The following is a 17,567-nucleotide window of genomic DNA, read 5'->3' as shown; positions in this document are numbered from 1 at the left end:
GCAGTCGTAAACCCTGACATTACCCCTACTATGACAATGGCGGTTCCTGTAATTGTATCGAATCCCAGAGCCAACGCCAGGGGAATGATAAGAGGAAGATAAGCCAGTGTTTCTTCTGCCATCCCCATTAAGGAGCCGCCTACAGCGAAAAACAGCATCACGACAGGAATCAATAGCTTTTCACGCGTCGCCAACTTCCGAGCCATTGTCCCGATAAGCACATCAACCGTACCTGTTGCTCTTAAAACACCGAAAAACCCTCCGATAATCAATAAGAAAAAGATAATATTTCCGGCTTCTACCATTCCTGTGTGAATAGCTTTTATCATATCGAACAATCCGACCGGTGCAGATTCTATCCATTTAAAAGAATTGGCGTCTACTGTTGCTCGTCCATCCGCTTCAATCCTTGCATATTCCCCAGCCGGCAAAATGTAAGTGAATAGAGTTGCTATTGCGAGAATGCAGAGCAGTAATACAAAAACATTGATTTTTCTCTCTTTTTTTCCCGTTGTTCCAAGCGAAACAATCTTTTCTTGTGGTTGGCTCATACGTGTCTCTCCTTTGTCTTTAAAATAAATGCATGGAACTAAAACGCTTACAAAATAATTCCGGCCTAGAGACTATCAACTTTTTTTCTCGTATTCTGCTGTTTTCCTCCTTTTCAAATCCATAGGCACTTCACTGATTTATATATGCAAAATCTATGCCAATATTGGTAGATTGATTTTTATGAAAACTTTATGGTTGGATTATATTTTAAGGTCATTATTGGTTCTTTTTGGTGATATAATAGAACCAATTTAAAGACAGGTAGGTGTTTTTATGTCAAAATCATCACTTACTCTTATAGCAGGAAGTGCAAAAACAAAGCAAGCCTTGCAGGAACAGCTGGAACAATTGCTTGGAGACTATATTCATGTTAAAAGCCATGCTACCGATGAGGGAATACCACAGTCACTGGAAGATAAAATTATCTTGTATTCATCAGATACCGCTTATGATAATTCAAGTGCTATGTATAACGTAAATGCCGAGAAAATAATTGTGGGAAAGAGAACAGTTAATCATGAATACATTGACAAACTTTTAAGAATACCTGATGGTTCAGCAGTTTTGGTGGTGAATGATGATGATGATGCCACTATAAGTCTTATTGAATCCTTATATCAGCTTGGTGTCGATCATGTTCAATTTATCCCGTTTCGGAAGGGGATATTGTTTTATGAGGATGTCCAAATTGCCGTTTCACCAGGGGAAACACATCTGTGCCCATCTTACATAAAAGAAGTAATCGATATAGGCGTTCGTCTTTTTGATATAACAACAATTCTGGAAGTTGTAGAATGCTGCGGTTTGAACAAGGATATATCCTCTAAGATTTCAGAAAGGTATATTAGCAATATCATTGAATTACAACGTAAGCTGTTATTTGCAGAGCGGGATGCCAAGCAGATGAGCGAGCACATCCAAAATGTGTTGGGAACTGTCGATGATGGAATATTGGTCGTTAATGAGGAAGGACGGATTACGGTATTCAATAATCGGCTTGCGGCATTGTTTCATGTGGATGCACAAGATGTGGTTAATAAGTATTTAGAGCATGTAATGAATCGCAGGGATATTACCGATTTCATCATGGACGGTAGGGATGAAAGTAAGTTCTTCGACATAAACGGCGTGGACGTCGTAATTTTTCGGTTGCAAATGATGAAAGAAAATACAATTGTCGTAACCTTCAAGAGTGTACATCAAGCTTTTGAAATAGAAAAGACAGCACAAAGAGAAATGCGAAATAAAGGATTTTATACGAAATACTGCTTTGATGATATTATCGGTGAGGATGATGTAATGAAAGATCGTAAGCAGATTGCTAAGAAGCTTGCCTTGTCAGAGCATCCGATTTTGATTCAGGGTGAGACAGGAACAGGAAAAGAACTGTTTGCTCATGCTATTCATGAACATTCATTGCGAAAAAACGGGCCATTTCTGGCTGTGAACTGTAGCGCATTAACAGAAACTTTACTTGAAAGCGAATTGTTCGGCTACGAAGAGGGAACATTTACAGGAGCGCAAAGGGGAGGCAAGAAAGGTTTATTTGAATTGGCGGATAATGGAACTATCTTTTTGGATGAAATTGGCGACATAAGTCTCACAGTTCAATCACATCTGCTGCGCGTTCTACAGGAGGGGGAAATTCGCAGAATTGGCGGCAGAAGAATCATACCCATTAATGTTCGAGTGATTACTGCAACGAATAAAGATCTTCAAGGAAAGATACGTGACGGTTCATTCAGAACAGACTTGTTTTACCGGCTGAATGTACTCAATCTCTACATTCCGTCACTCAATGAGAGAAGAGCGGATATTCCGCTTTTGATAAAGCATCTCATCACAAAGAGTGGGAAGTGGGTAAAGGTAGAGCATGACGTACTGGAGTATTTCATGCAATATAATTGGCCCGGCAACATAAGGGAACTGAAAAGCACAATTGATTACATGCTGACGGTTTGTGAGGGAAATGTCGTGACGAAAAGAGACCTTCCGTCCATGCTAGGACAAGCGGGAGATAGTATGATAACTGAATATTGCGAATGTGAAAGTGTGCTGGAAATGCATGAGCGCGCATTCATCTTGGAAGTAATAAAGCGATGCAACGATAAAGGAAAAGCGGCAAGCAGAGAGTTAATATCTAGTCAAAGCAAAGAATCGGAATTTGTCTTGTCCCCTCAGCAGATCCGGCGCCGCTTGGATATTTTAGAAGGTGAAGGATTTGTGGTTAAAGGCAGGGGAAGGGCTGGCACGAAGATAACTGCTGCCGGAATAGAGTATTTATATTTTCTTAAGTCGAAGTGTTCATGGTAGTGCTAAAGAAAAATGATTCCTGCATGTTGCTTTTGGATGAAAATGAGATAAACATCCCAATTAATTGACTGAGTTGGATATAACGATAGGCAGTGCAAATGAGATAGACATGAATCATAATTTAAAGGGACTGAGGCGTTTTGCTAAGAGAAAGCTGGCGTCAGCTGCCCCTATACGATTTATGGCTGACGAGTTTAAGTCAGCGCAAGTATTAGGGGAATTCTCGTTGCAAGTAAAGGTCCGTCCTTTTGCTAGGGGAGAGTAAAAATCAGATGCTTCGGGGTTTCCTTTCCATAATATCAACACACTATAGTCAGGATGGAATTCTAATACCTTGGAAACTCAATTTTTTGATTCCATAAGTCTTATTTTGGGAAATTTGATAACTAAGCAATGTTGTAGAACGTGATCATAGCTTGATCAATAAACGAGTACGTTCCCTGTTAGGATTGAAACCCTTTCGAGGGAAAACCTAAAATAGCCTCCCTCTAAGGGGGGACATTTCCAATATGTATTAATTATTTATATATCTCCTTCTTCTAGTTTTTTGTTTAAAACCATATAATCATTCTTGTTAAAGGATATCGTTACTCTATCTAATCTATCTCCATTTGGATATAAATATAATTGTTGATTGAATTTTATACCTAAAGGTACGACTGTTTGATAAATAAGATTTAAAATTTTAAAACATTCTAAATCTACTCCTTCTTTCAAATGATTTTTAACATGAATAATTACTACATCTTCAATATTTTCAAATCTAGGTTTTCGGGGAGAAATATTTTGAGCTTTACAAAGTCTTTTTAATAGATTTTGATAATAATCATGATTTTGTTTCAAATAAACCACCTCACATTTCATTTTATGTTATATAATTATGTAAAAAAATACATAATATAGAAATAGAGGGTAATTTTATTAAAATGATTATTTTATCAACACTTTTCATGCTTTTTTCTTTAGTTTTAGTTACTCCAACATTTGCAAGTGAAACATAAAACCACTTTTTCAACTTCTTGATTTCCTTTCCCGATTAAAATAGATATTTCACAAAAGCAAAAAACTTCGCAAAAAAGAAATACGATGATTTCTTCATGCCAAGTTCCATTCTATACCCTAATAACTAAATTGGATTCTTGTTTTATTTACTTAAGTATTCTAAAGTAACTCAAATATATAGTAATTGAAAATCTCAAAATAATAATTCAAAAATCTTCAGATGAATTATACTTTTTTTCGGCCCGTATTTGTTCTACTCTTTTGGGGAACAATTCTGAACATAAGATACAGTGGTACTCTTTTTTCTAATTGCAATTTAGGTATTTATAAATGCAAATCAGTCACTAAAGGCTTTGTTGTCTGAAACTTCAGAATCGCCTAAAGTATAGCTATTGAATAAATAGTTGTCAACATCGTTATGTATGCGCTCACATGAGTATTGTCATATACAGATTGACAACTTATGTATCCTAAAGTATATACTTATTGAGTCGTAGGGAAAATAAAGGGGAGGGACATCTATGAATAATCAAGTTAGCCAGATCAATAATTTTTCTATGGGGAAATTAACTTCTTTATTGGTTCTCATGCATAATACAGAAATGGTAAAAGAAATTGAACAAGAACTTATATCTAGAGGGTGCCAGTATACAGTTGGAAAAGTTGGTGCCATGGATTTATCTAAAGTAGTTTCCGCGATTGAGACGAGTGCTAAAACAAACAATGTAATAAATTCTAATTCGTATAGAGAGGTTCATGCTCTTTATCATGCAATATTAGAGGCGATGCAAGGAGTAAGCAGAGGAACCCTACAATTAGGCGATATTTTGCGTACTGTTGGTTTAACTTTTTCAATTGTTAGAGGAAATATTGACTTTTCTGGATACAATGGAGAATGGATTAGTGTATTTGTATATGGAACTATAGGTGCTCCAAAAAAAGGATTCGAACATGATGCATTAGGATTTGGATTTAATCATATATAAAAAAACGACCCAAATTATTTAAGTTTCAAATAATTTTTAATATTTTTAGAAAAACAATTGACAAAACATTCAGATAAGGCGATACTCTTATTAGGTGCCATACTAGTTATACTTTAAGTCGTACACCTTAAAGTATATAGTCATTTAGGTTTCATAGTTATTTAGGATTGATTTCAATGTTTAAACTTATAGTTAAAGCCCATAGTTAATAGATTATAGGGGGCTATATCAAAAGAGGAATACATTTCTCTTTTGATATAGCCCCCTTTTTATTTTCAAAAAGTAAGGTGATTTTATTATATAAAGGAGTGATGATAATGTTTATTCAAATAGACGGGAATTCATTAACGTATGATCAAATTCATCAAGTTATTCATGAGGGTTATTCCGTTAAAATTAGTAGTGATGCTCTAGAAAATATAAAGAAAAGCAGAAATATAGTTGAGGAAAGTATTATCAACAACAAAGTAATCTATGGTGTTAACACAGGATTTGGGAAATTTAGTGATACGGTAATTTCAAAGGATGATTTAGCTGACTTACAAATCAATTTAATTCGAAGTCATGCTTGTGCCCTTGGGGAGCCATTTTCTTTGGAGGTAAGCAAAGTTATGCTGCTTCTCAGAGCGAATGCATTAGCAAAAGGATTTTCAGGCATTCGTCTGGAAACTCTGCAGTTACTAATTGATTGTTTAAATCACAATATTGCTCCTGTTATTCCAAGTCAAGGATCATTAGGAGCAAGTGGTGATTTGGCTCCTTTATCACATCTAGCATTACTATTAGTTGGAGAAGGCGAAGCTATTTACAATGGTGAAAAAATGTCAGGGGGAGAAGCACTAAAGCAAGCAGGTCTTGAACCGATAAAATTACAAGCAAAAGAAGGCCTAGCTTTAATAAATGGAACTCAAGCTATGACAGCTGTGGGTGTAGTTGCATATATGGAAGCTCAAGAGCTTGCTGATCTTGCAGATGGTATAGCTGCATTAACATTAGAAGGCCTTCAAGGAATTGTTGACGCTTTCACTCCAGAATCTCATTCAGTAAGACCTTATCCAGAACAGCAAAAAGTAGCTGGAAGAATTCTTTCTTATCTTGAAGGTAGTCAATTAACGACCACTCAGGGACAAATTCGAGTACAAGACGCTTATTCATTACGATGCATACCACAAGTACATGGTGCTGTTCAACAAGTTTTAAATTATGTAAAAGAGAAACTAACCATTGAAATAAACTCGGCAACGGATAACCCATTAATATTCTCAGATAGTGGAAAGGTTATCTCTGGAGGAAACTTCCATGGCCAACCGATTGCTTTCGCAATGGACTTTCTTGGTATAGCAATGTCAGAAATAGCAAGTATTTCTGAAAGACGAATTGAACGATTGGTAAACCCTCAACTAAATGATTTACCAGCATTTTTAAGTCCAGATCCTGGTCTTCAATCAGGTTTAATGATTACCCAATATGCTGCTGCATCACTAGTTTCAGAGAATAAAACATTAGCTCATCCTTCTAGTGTAGATTCTATTCCATCCTCAGCTAACCAAGAGGACCATGTGAGCATGGGGACAACGGCTGCACGTCATGCTTACCAAATTATTCAGAATAGTCGCAAAGTCCTTGCTATAGAAGCCATTTGTGCTGCTCAAGCTGCAGATTTTAGAGGTTCAAATAAGTTAGCACCTGAGACAAAAAGAGTTTATTCAAAAATAAGAGAAGCTGTTCCAACTATTACACAAGATCGTATCTTCTCACTTGATATTGAAAGATTAGCTAAGTTACTAAAAGAGGACGTACGGGAAGTTAATTATCAATTGATGCATTGATAAAATTACATGGATATTTTTTTAATATAAGGTTTCTCAAAGGGTAATTATGACACCTAAACATAAAATTTATAAAATTAAGAACAGTTAATGACGCTTTTTATGAATTGTGTCTCAGTAGAGTTAAAAAAAAGTAGATTTTTTCTAAGAAATTATTAGTTTCTATAAATTCAAAAAATCTAGTTTCAGATATTTTCATGTTAATAGGGGAGGAAATATAAATGAAAACTGAACAAAGAGTAATTAGAGCACCTCGTGGAAAAGAACTAAACACTAAAGGGTGGGTGCAAGAAGCTGTTCTTCGTATGTTAATGAACAATTTAGATCCAGAAGTAGCAGAACATCCAGAAAAGCTAGTTGTATACGGAGGAATCGGAAAGGCTGCACGTAACTGGGAAGCATTTGATCGTATCGTGTCATCTTTAAAAGACTTAGAAGAAAATGAAACTTTATTAGTGCAATCAGGAAAACCTGTTGCTGTTTTCAAAACCCATAAAGATGCACCACGTGTCCTGTTAGCTAATTCAAATATTGTGCCAGCATTTGCTAATTGGGATAAATTCCATGAACTTGATAAAAAAGGGTTAATGATGTACGGCCAAATGACGGCAGGAAGTTGGATCTACATTGGAAGTCAAGGAATTGTACAAGGTACGTATGAAACGTTTGCTGAATGTGCGAATCAACATTTTAATGGCGATCTAGCAGGTACTATTACCGTAACAGCTGGGTTGGGAGGCATGGGAGGAGCTCAGACTCTAGCAGTTACGATGGCAGGCGGCGTAGTGATTGGCATTGATGTCGATCGATCACGCATCGAAAAACGGATTGAAACTCGTTATTGTGACGTCGTGTTAGAAAACTTAGATGAAGCGATTGCGTTAGCTAAAGAAGCAAAGGATGCGGGTAGACCTCTTTCGATTGGTTTAGTAGGGAATGCAGCCGAAGTTCTTCCAGAAATGCTTAAACGCAACTTTATCCCAGACATTGTGACAGATCAAACATCTGCACATGATCCACTAAACGGTTATTTACCAGTAGGGTTTACTTTAGAGCAAGGGGAAATTTTACGTAACAACAATTCAGAAGAGTATGTAAAAAAATCAAAAGCAAGTATGGCTCAACACGTGCAAGCCATTTTAGATATGCAAAAAAGAGGTTCAATCGCTTTCGATTACGGCAATAATATTCGTCAAGTAGCGCTTGATGAAGGAGTGAAGGATGCGTTCGATTTTCCAGGATTTGTGCCAGCTTATATCCGTCCTCAATTTTGTGAAGGAAAAGGACCTTTCCGATGGGTTGCCTTATCAGGAGATCCAGAAGATATTTACAAAACAGATGAAGTGATTCTACGCGAATTCTCATATAATACGCATCTTTGTAACTGGATCAAAATGGCGAGAGAAAAAATTGAGTTTCAAGGATTACCAGCACGTATTTGTTGGTTAGGTTATGGAGAACGAGCAAGATTCGGGAAAATTATTAATGACATGGTTGCATCTGGAGAGCTTTCAGCACCTATCGTCATTGGAAGAGACCATTTAGATGCCGGTTCTGTTGCTTCACCAAATCGTGAAACAGAAGCAATGAAAGACGGAAGTGATGCTGTATCAGACTGGCCTATTTTAAATGCATTAGTGAATACAGCAGCAGGAGCAAGTTGGGTATCTGTTCACCACGGTGGTGGTGTGGGTATGGGTTATTCTCTTCACGCTGGTATGGTAGTTGTAGCAGATGGAACGGAAGATGCTGCACAACGTCTGGAACGTGTTTTAACAACAGACCCTGGTATGGGTGTTGTTCGTCATGTTGACGCAGGCTATGATTTAGCGATTCAAACTGCAAAAGAAAAGGGTATGAACATTCCATCATTAGATTAAGAGGAGTGAAAGCATCGTGAAATCAATTACGTATATTAAACGTGCATCGCAAGTGGTGACGGTTAAGGGTGGCAGTAAGGAACCAAAGCGTGGCCAAGCCATGTCAGACATCGGTATCATTGAAAATGGTAGCGTTATTATAGAAGGTGGAACGATTACGTTTGTTGGGTCAGATGTCGAAGCTGAACAATATATTTCAACTATAGATGGAAAAGTATCAACGATTGACGCCTCGGGGAAAGTCCTAACCCCGGGGTTGATCGATCCCCATACACATCTTGTATTTGCTGGAAGCCGTGAAAAAGAACTAGAAATGCGGTTAAACGGAGCGAAGTATATTGATATTTTAAAAGCTGGTGGAGGTATCCTTCAGACCACAACAAGTACAAGAGAAGCATCCGAAGAACAATTAATTGAAGAATCGTTGAAACGGTTGAATCGTTTTTTACAATATGGTGTTACGACTGTTGAATCTAAAAGTGGGTATGGATTGACACTTGAAGATGAATTGAAACAGCTTCGAGCAACGAAAAGGCTGAACGAGCAGCATCCAATTGACCTTGTTTCTACTTTTATGGGAGCTCATGCTATTCCGGTTGACTATAAGGAAAACCCAGATGAGTTTGTGCGTCTTGTGATCGAAGAAATGATTCCAAAGGTTGCCGAAGAAAACCTAGCTGAGTTTTGTGATGTTTTTTGTGAAGAAGGAGTCTTTACGATAGAGCAGTCGGAGCGAATTCTTGAGGCAGGAAAGAACTTCGGATTAAAGCCTAAAATACACGCTGATGAAATTGTCCAATTTGGTGGGGCTGAACTTGCAGCAAAGGTAGGAGCTGTTTCAGCAGATCACTTATTACAAGCTTCTACTGAAGGAATTAAGCAAATGGCTGAAAGTGGAGTGATTGCTGTCTTATTACCAGGAACTGCTTTCTTTCTTATGGAAAAGCCTGCAGATGCAAGAAAAATGATCGAATCCGGTGTACCTGTTGCTCTTTCGACAGATCGCAATCCAGGATCATCTCCTACTGAGTCATTACCATTTGTCATGAACTTAGCATGTTTGACGATGAAAATGACACCAGCAGAAGTTTTAACGGCTTGTACGATTAATGCAGCTCATGCAATTGGAAGAGCTGATCAAATCGGAAGTATCGAAGTAGGAAAAAAGGCAGATCTTGTTTTATTTGATGCACCAAATTACCAAACGTTACAGTATAACTATGCAGTAAATCTAGTTGATACTGTTCTTAAAAGTGGAAAAGTGATCGTAGAAGGTGGAATTCTGCAAAAAGTGCCAGTATCCACAACATAATTGCCCTTCTTTTCATTGACTGCGCTTGCCATTAGACAAATTTTAAAGTTAGAACCGTATCATATTGAATAGGATACGGTTCTAACTTATTTATCTGTTTTAGCTTTAGGGTTTTATTCGTTTAAATAACTTATTGTACTAGGCGGATCACAAGGGCGTGAAACAGCTACCGCTAAAGGAGTCACTATTTGTATTGAAGAAGCAGCCAAGAGAAAAGGGATTGAGTTAAAAGGTGCACGTGTTACAAATGTATTCAATGCTATTAATATAGAAGTATCTGTTTCTTCATAAAAAGTAAAAACGAACTTCTAAAAGTGTAAGTTCGTTTTTTTTTTGCCTGTGCGCTCTTTAGCTTCAAAACTCTTGCTTCATCTTCCATATTACACGCACAGAAATAACTGCTTCACTTCATTATTATTTGTTTCGTTTTTTCTTTTCGACCTTGAGTCTACCTTAGCCGCCTCTTCTTTATGACTAGACGAAGGAGTGTAGGCAAGTAGTTGTTCTGGAGACACATAGGCGGATGAGGTCCATTGTGCACCTCTAAAGACCCTCTCAATACCCACTAGATTTATTTAACAGTGACCGCAAAGCGTACCCATCGATTGTGGGACAATTTCATTTTTTTAAAAAAGTTTGCTGGAAATTACTTTTGACATTTCGGTAACGGCTTGAACCGTTGATAGATAAGGGTTTACAGAGGGTAGGTGGCCCTTTTATATGGGGCACCATTCTAACATGCATACTCTAGTTTTCCGCCCCACGTCATTTGAATTTCTATTCATTCTTTGTTAAGGTAATTAAGTACTTCATGGGTTATATGTTTAGTCAAGTGCAAAGACTAAAGAAAACTCTAAGTGAAAAAACCATTTATATTTCAGTTGGTATATGCTGTGTCTGCTAGTTTCCTCAGTTATAATTGTACCTCTTTTCCCTACTTGAAATGCTCAATTAATTAGACACATATTGAATTACTTATGGGAATATAAAATTTTTTTCCTATGCGCTTTGTGTTAAGTGAAAGCGTCACTTCCTCCTTTGTTTAGGTTATGAAGTACTTCAGGGGTTAGATGTTTAGTCCATTGATTGGACCAAAGAAAACTCTAAGTGAAAATCATTTATATTTCAGTTGGTATATGCTGTGCCTGCTAGTTTCCCCAGATGGGATTACACCTCTTTTCCCTACTTGAAATGCTCAATTAATCACACATATTTGTTTCAAGCAATATACTTATGGGAATTATAAATTATTTTTTCGTACTTTGTGTCTAGTACAAGCTGGCGATCATTAAACTGCGTCAAGTCCGCTTTTATTAAAAAAAACTGATACGGGACAGAGAAAAATATAGGACGTATCGTTTATAGCCATTTTCATTTATTTCAAGGTACTTTTGTTTTTATATTGATTACTCGCATAAAACGGGGGAATTCAGCAAAACTGAATATCATATGGGCAAATATTAGAATGAGGTGACTCGATGGAGCCGTATGTAGAAGTCAGAAATGTCTCGAAAATATTTGGCAAATCTCCAAAAGCAGCGACAGATTTATTGATGCAGGGTAAAACAAAGAAAGAAATATTGAAAGAAACAGGACAAACAGTCGGTGTTAATAATGTCAATTTTGAAATTTACCCTGGTGAAATTTTTGTCATTATGGGGCTGTCCGGAAGTGGGAAGTCAACTTTAATCCGCATGTTTAATCGTTTGATTGATCCAACAATTGGAGAAATCTTAATTGGGAATGAAGATATCGTGAAGATGAACGCGGCCCGATTAAGAGAAGTCAGGCAAAAGAAAATAAGCATGGTCTTTCAGAACTTTGCTTTATTTCCGCATAAAACGATATTGGAAAACGCTGAGTTTGGGCTCGAAATTCAAAAAGTAGATCCAACAAAACGTCAAGAAAAAGCGATGAAGGCTCTTGAAGCCGTTGGATTAAAAGGCTACGAAAATCAGCTTCCATCACAGCTTAGTGGCGGAATGCAACAAAGGGTTGGGTTAGCTCGGGCACTCGCAAGCGATACTGATATTCTATTGATGGATGAAGCCTTCAGTGCTCTTGATCCATTAATACGTAAAGATATGCAGGATGAATTGCTGGAAATCCAAGATCAGTACAAAAAAACGATCATTTTCATTACCCATGATCTTGATGAAGCATTAAGAATTGGGGATAGAATTGCTCTAATGAAAGATGGAAGTGTGATTCAATTGGGAACGCCTGAACAAATCATGATGAATCCAGCCAATGAATTTGTCGAGAAGTTCGTTGAAGATGTTGATCTATCAAAGGTACTTACAGCCTCTCACGTGATGATACGGCCGGAGAAGATCGCGGTAGACAGAGGTCCGAGGGTTGCACTGGAAATCATGCGTAAACAAGGGTATTCCAGCATTTTTGTTGTGGATAGAAAGAAGAAGTTATTGGGGGCCGTGACTGCTGAACAGGCTCGTCAAGCAATGAGCAATAACCAATCGATTTCTGAAGTAATGACAACTGATATCCCAACTGTTAAAGAGGATGAATTGCTTGGAAACCTTATGGATGTGATGGCAACTTCAAGTCTGCCAATATCAGTCATTGATGATGAGAATAGAATTAAAGGAATTCTTCTTCGCGGGGCCGTAATTGGCGCCTTAGCAGGTAATAAAGATTCCTTGAATGAAATGGAGAGTGAATAATTCAATGAATATTCCGAAAATCCCACTGGGAGCTTGGGTCGATTCTTTAGTGGATTGGATAACTATTGTATTTGCTGGATTATTTACACTTATTACGAATGTGATTGAGGGTCTATTGGATATCCTGGTGGATGTAATGAGTGTAGGACCTTCCATCGTGTTAATTATTATTTTAACCCTTTTGGTTACCTATACAAGCAAATGGCCATTAGGAATATTTACATTCATCAGCTTACTATTAATCGATAATCTTGGTTATTGGGAATCAAGTATCCAAACACTGGCTATCGTAATATTGTCAGGTTTCCTAACCATTCTGATAGGGATACCTATCGGAATATGGTGTGCCCAAAATAAAACAGTGCGAAAGATCGTTACCCCGATATTGGATTTCATGCAAACGATGCCTGCATTCGTTTATTTGATTCCATCCATATTGTTCTTTGGAATAGGAGTAGTGCCAGGGATCATTGCGTCATTCATTTTCGCAATCGCACCGACAATCCGTATGACCAATCTTGGTATTCAGGAAGTGCCTAATGATTTGATTGAAGCATCGGATGCTTTTGGTTCAACCAGCAGCCAAAAGTTATTCAAGGTACAAATACCATTGGCAACCCCAACGATTATGGCAGGCGTTAACCAAAGTATCATGTTAGCTCTATCCATGGTTGTTACAGCTTCATTAGTTGGAGCACCTGGACTTGGAGCGGATGTTTACCGGGCTGTCAGCCAAATTAATGTGGGACAAGGATTTGAAGCAGGATTATCCATCGTAATCATTGCAATCATACTCGATCGTATCACGCAAAACCTTCGTAAACCAGCTTACGAACATATCGTTAACAGGAAAATCATTTTTACAATACTGGCCTTACTAGTTGTGGGTACTGCACTATTCAGTGCTTTTACAAAAGATACGGCTGTAAAAGGGGATAAAAATAGTTTTGCTGCCAAAGCCAATTATGAAATCATCGGAATTGAACCTGGAGCAGGATTGATGAAGTTGACTAAAACGGCTATAGATGATTATAAGCTGGATGATTGGAAGTTGGTTGAAGGGTCTTCGGCGGCAATGGTTGCTGAATTGAAAAAAGCGATTGATAAAAAAGAACCAATCGTCGTTACAGGATGGTCACCGCATTGGATGTTCTCGAAATATGACTTGAAATATCTCGAAGATCCGAATGAATCCTTTGGCGGGGCTGAAAATATCAATTCGATTGCCAGAAAAGGCCTCGAGCAAGATGCCCCCGGCGCTTATAAAATTCTTGATCAATTCTTCTGGGATACTAAAGATATGGAAGATGTAATGGTCAAAGTTACTGAAGGAATGTCTCCTTCAGAAGCAGCAGAAAAATGGATAAGCGAAAATCAGGACAAAGTATCCGAATGGACCAAAGGTGCTAAATCAGGAAATGGCGAAAAAATCAAACTTGTCTATGTTGCATGGGACACGGAAATTGCCAGTACAAATGTGATTGGCAAGGTTCTAGAGAAGAATGGTTATGATGTAACATTAAGTCAAGTTGAAGTGGGACCAATGTTTGCTGGCGTTGCAAACGGAAGTGCGGATGCAATGGTAGCTGCATGGCTTCCAGGTACACATATTGAATACTATAATAAGTATAAAGCTGACATGGTTGACCTTGGACCAAATCTAAAAGGAACAAAAAATGGTCTGGTCGTACCAGATTATGTCGATATTGATTCAATTGAAGATTTGAAATAAGAAAAAACGAGGGATTTTCGCACATGAAAATTCCTCGTTTTTTTGTGATGAAAATGTTTTAGGGAGGAAATTTTACAATAACTTATATGAGCCTAAAATGTTGAATTAAAAGAGTTAAACCTTTAATAATTACATGCACTAAGGATTGCTGGCTAAAGGGAAGTGTATAAAGAGAAAAAGAATAAACGAATCCTAATTAATAGAAACAAATTTATTTTTCAATTCCTCTTCAGATACCACGATTTTGCCTCGCAAATCTTCGGAAAGTAATACATAGCTTTTCACTCCTATGAACTTTGAATCGGAAATAATAAAGAACTTTGTTCCCTTTTTGTACGTAGAAGGATAATCTTCAATTAACTTTAACATCTTCATCTTTTTTCCACCTTGAATATCCATTTACTAATTAGAATCTAACAACTTTCTTTATACTGGTAACCTCATATTATCAATTTAGTCTTCAACTATTTGGCCTATTTTAAAAATGAAATCACGGATATTGAATTTAAATAAATATCCTTGAATTAATAATCCAATATAAGTATTTACTAGTCAAGAATACATTTAAGTAAATATCTTTGAATATTTTAAGAAATCAGATGAAAACCGGCAAGGTGAGGTTCACCAACTGGATCACCCAACAAGGTTTTACTATTTGGATCATTTCTTTCATGTATTTACTGCTAAATTGTGGGGATTACTGTTTTTCTTTTTAATTGTCTATTATAAATATTCTTAAACTTTCCGTAGAATAACCTTTAATTGAATGCTAAAATTTAGTTGGAAAACCGGTTTCTCTAATACATAAGAAAAAATGGGATGTAACGGATGTAGATGTAGCCAACCACTTGGGTGCTTCCAAAGTAACTGTATCGTTAGTCAGTTCATTAAAGATCCAGTGTTTGTATAAGGAATTTGGTTAACGGTACTATCATCGTAATCCGTTTAAAAAGAAAGTGGGAAAATATATGAAACCAATAATATTTGATGTTGATACTGGGGTTGATGATGCCTTAGCGATGGCATACGCATTAAACTCTCCTGAATTGGACGTGCTAGGCTTTACAACTTGCTTTGGTAACGTGTCCGTAGATGAATCGACTCGTAATACGCTGGCAGTTTTGGAAAAGGTAGAAAAGAATATTCCTGTTTATAAAGGAGCCAATCAAACATTGGTACGTGGAATGAAGAAAAAGTATCCAAAGCATGTTCATGGAGAAGACGGTTTAGGAAATACACTTAAGAATGAACCAACTATTCAAGCATCACCGGGAAATGCAATCGATTTTATAATCAATCAGGTGAAAAGTCGCCCTCATGAAATAACGATTATTGCAGTTGGACCGTTAACTAACATCGCTTTGGCCATTAAAAAAGCACCTGAAATTATTTCACTTGTTAAAGAGGTAGTGATAATGGGTGGTGCAGTAAAAGTACCAGGCAATGTAACGCCGTACGCTGAAGCCAATATCGTATCTGATCCTGAATCAGCTGATTATTTGTTTTCCTCAGGGATGCCAGTCACCGTTGTGGGACTTGATGTAACACATCAAACGTTTTTACTAAGATCAAAGCTTGATGAATGGCGTTCGACTGGAAAAGGGACTGCCCAATTCTTTGCAGAAATGACCGAATTTTATATGAAGTCTTATGAAACTTTCAATCCAGGTATTGGAGGTTGTGCTCTTCATGATCCACTCGCAGTTGGGGTTGTGATTGATCCAAGTTTTGTGACTACAGAATGGATGAACGTCAAGGTTGTGACTGAAGGAGAAGAGACAGGTAGAACAATCGGTCAACATGAAGGTGTGGCAAGGATTCGCGTCTGTACAAAAGTAGATGCAGATCGATTTGTGAAACATTTCTTGGAACGAGTTATATAAGGACATGGACTCATGATGTGAGGCTCTAGCTTTGAACTTAAAAGAATATCGATTACTCTGCATGGGGATAACTAGTTAAGAGATATGCTCCGTTTGATACTTTTCAAGGTTAGCGGTTTTAACGTTTCATATTCACCTAAGGATCGTATTAATCGACGGCTATAGGTAATAAACCAGCATTATATTTGCTGGTAAAAGGGCATCCTTTCATTTGGATGTCCTTTTTCGATTTTCTTCCTGAAATGTTTTCATGTTGATTACAGGTAACGCACAGTATTTTTAATAGCGCGGGTGGAGTCCAACTTAATACTACAATCTCTTTAGGAAAAACACTTAAACGATATTGCCTTTTTTGTTTTTTAAAATTTAATCAATCGTTTGATTAATATAATTGGAAGGATTAGTGAAAGTCTAAAGTCACTATTTTATGGGGAAAGGAAATATATTTTCCATAACAGTCACATATTCGTGGGCATAAAGTTTTTATACTTATTAAAATGTAAAATATCCAAAACGGGTTTGCTAAAAAAAACAGGTATTTAGACTTTTTATAATGGTATATTCAGGATTTTTTATCTAATCATAATTTACCATTTTTCGAGTTTTTACTTATTTATATGGCAGAAATTGTATGGTTACATTAGAATGTAACTAAATTAGATTAAAGGAGGAGTTTTACTATGTCACAAATTCGCGTAACACCTTCAGAACTGAAAGATGTAGCTAGACAATATGATAATGAGAGCCAACAGGTAACGGATATCATTGGTCGTTTAGATAAAATGAGGGACCATTTAACTGGTATTTGGGAAGGGTCTTCAAGTGAGGCTTTTGTAGGTCAATACGAAGAATTAAAACCTTCATTCATGGATATGGCTCGTTTGCTAAATGAAGTTTCTCAACAATTGGATAGATCAGCTCAAATCCTTGAAGATACAGATAATCAGATTGCTAGTCAAATTCGCGGATAATTAGAAAGTAAAAGAGATAAGAAGTTTTTAGGAAAAAGCGCCGCGATTCTAAAAGAAGATCGTGGTGTTTTTTTGCTTTAAAAGAGGTGATTTCCATTTATATTCAATTAACAATTGATTTAAAAAGGTATACGGGTGAAGTATTTGACTTGCAAGTGTCGAATTACCGTTCAATCAAGAAAGTTGTGGAGATTGTCTGGCAGGTAAAAAATATAGCTTGTACACCAAAGGAAGGGTATTGGGTACGAGTCCAGAATAAAGAGTTCGTTTGTTCCGGGTATGACACATTACTTGATAGTGGAATTACGACAGGAGACCGGCTAGAGATCCTATAGTGTGGTTAAGTGTGGACTGGATATAGGAAAAAAGTCTAAAGCCCTTTAGCAGGGGTAAAGGAGTACATAGAATGGATGAGAATAAATC

General features: G+C 37.1%; 13 protein-coding genes and 2 pseudogenes. 12 read left to right on the top strand and 3 right to left on the bottom strand.

Annotated features, from left to right (window positions below; translation table 11 throughout):
- Positions 1–551, bottom strand: a pseudogene (locus AC1DUW_RS11095) (YfcC family protein); the annotation flags it as partial.
- A 274-nt stretch (positions 552–825) separates the two neighbouring features.
- Here AC1DUW_RS11095 and AC1DUW_RS11090 point away from each other — a divergent pair.
- The gene (locus tag AC1DUW_RS11090; protein ID WP_053348922.1) at positions 826–2,865 is read left to right on the top strand and encodes a sigma-54 interaction domain-containing protein; all 2,040 of its coding nucleotides are present in this window, start codon (positions 826–828) and stop codon (positions 2,863–2,865) included.
- A gap of 64 nt (positions 2,866–2,929) precedes the next feature.
- Positions 2,930–3,130, top strand: a complete 201-nt coding sequence (locus AC1DUW_RS11085) for a hypothetical protein (protein WP_477642539.1) — start codon at positions 2,930–2,932, stop codon at positions 3,128–3,130.
- A gap of 257 nt (positions 3,131–3,387) precedes the next feature.
- Here AC1DUW_RS11085 and AC1DUW_RS11080 read toward each other — a convergent pair whose 3' ends face one another.
- Entirely contained in the window at positions 3,388–3,708 is a 321-nt protein-coding gene (locus tag AC1DUW_RS11080; protein WP_053348920.1) for a hypothetical protein, read from the bottom strand.
- Between the two features lie 680 nt (positions 3,709–4,388).
- Here AC1DUW_RS11080 and hutP point away from each other — a divergent pair.
- From hutP to AC1DUW_RS11045, 7 genes and pseudogenes are all read left to right on the top strand, one after another.
- A complete protein-coding gene (gene hutP, locus AC1DUW_RS11075) occupies positions 4,389–4,853 on the top strand; it encodes a hut operon transcriptional regulator HutP (RefSeq protein WP_053348919.1) in 465 nt (154 codons plus the stop codon).
- A 317-nt stretch (positions 4,854–5,170) separates the two neighbouring features.
- The gene (gene hutH / locus AC1DUW_RS11070; RefSeq protein ID WP_053348918.1) at positions 5,171–6,682 is read left to right on the top strand and encodes a histidine ammonia-lyase; all 1,512 of its coding nucleotides are present in this window, start codon (positions 5,171–5,173) and stop codon (positions 6,680–6,682) included.
- Positions 6,683–6,903: 221 nt separating this feature from the next.
- Positions 6,904–8,562, top strand: a complete 1,659-nt coding sequence (gene hutU, locus AC1DUW_RS11065) for a urocanate hydratase (RefSeq protein ID WP_053348917.1) — start codon at positions 6,904–6,906, stop codon at positions 8,560–8,562.
- A gap of 13 nt (positions 8,563–8,575) precedes the next feature.
- Positions 8,576–9,874, top strand: coding sequence for an imidazolonepropionase (gene hutI / locus AC1DUW_RS11060; RefSeq protein WP_152952414.1), 1,299 nt, complete (start codon positions 8,576–8,578; stop codon positions 9,872–9,874).
- 132 nt (positions 9,875–10,006) lie between these two features.
- Positions 10,007–10,117: pseudogene (locus AC1DUW_RS11055) on the top strand (hypothetical protein); the annotation flags it as partial.
- 1,235 nt (positions 10,118–11,352) lie between these two features.
- Positions 11,353–12,558, top strand: coding sequence for a quaternary amine ABC transporter ATP-binding protein (locus AC1DUW_RS11050; RefSeq protein WP_053348915.1), 1,206 nt, complete (start codon positions 11,353–11,355; stop codon positions 12,556–12,558).
- Between the two features lie 4 nt (positions 12,559–12,562).
- On the top strand, positions 12,563–14,290 hold the full coding sequence (locus tag AC1DUW_RS11045; RefSeq protein ID WP_053348914.1) for a glycine betaine ABC transporter substrate-binding protein: 1,728 nt from the start codon (positions 12,563–12,565) through the stop codon (positions 14,288–14,290).
- A 192-nt stretch (positions 14,291–14,482) separates the two neighbouring features.
- Here the strand turns inward: AC1DUW_RS11045 and AC1DUW_RS11040 are convergent, their stop codons facing one another.
- Positions 14,483–14,665 (bottom strand): hypothetical protein, encoded by a 183-nt coding sequence (locus AC1DUW_RS11040; RefSeq protein WP_053348913.1) that lies wholly within the window; start codon positions 14,663–14,665, stop codon positions 14,483–14,485.
- A 593-nt stretch (positions 14,666–15,258) separates the two neighbouring features.
- On the opposite strand from AC1DUW_RS11040, the gene AC1DUW_RS11035 reads away from it, so the two are divergent.
- The 3 genes from AC1DUW_RS11035 (at position 15,259) to yukD (ending at position 17,479) form a co-directional block, all read left to right on the top strand.
- Positions 15,259–16,173, top strand: a complete 915-nt coding sequence (locus AC1DUW_RS11035; RefSeq protein WP_053348912.1) for a nucleoside hydrolase — start codon at positions 15,259–15,261, stop codon at positions 16,171–16,173.
- Between the two features lie 680 nt (positions 16,174–16,853).
- Entirely contained in the window at positions 16,854–17,144 is a 291-nt protein-coding gene (locus AC1DUW_RS11030; RefSeq protein WP_053348911.1) for a WXG100 family type VII secretion target, read from the top strand.
- 95 nt (positions 17,145–17,239) lie between these two features.
- Entirely contained in the window at positions 17,240–17,479 is a 240-nt protein-coding gene (gene yukD / locus AC1DUW_RS11025) for an ESX secretion system protein YukD (RefSeq protein WP_053348965.1), read from the top strand.
- Positions 17,480–17,567 lie beyond the last annotated feature (88 nt).

Source organism: Peribacillus sp. P4_C12 (genome assembly GCF_056402095.1).
This window is presented reverse-complemented; position numbering and strand designations above follow the sequence as displayed.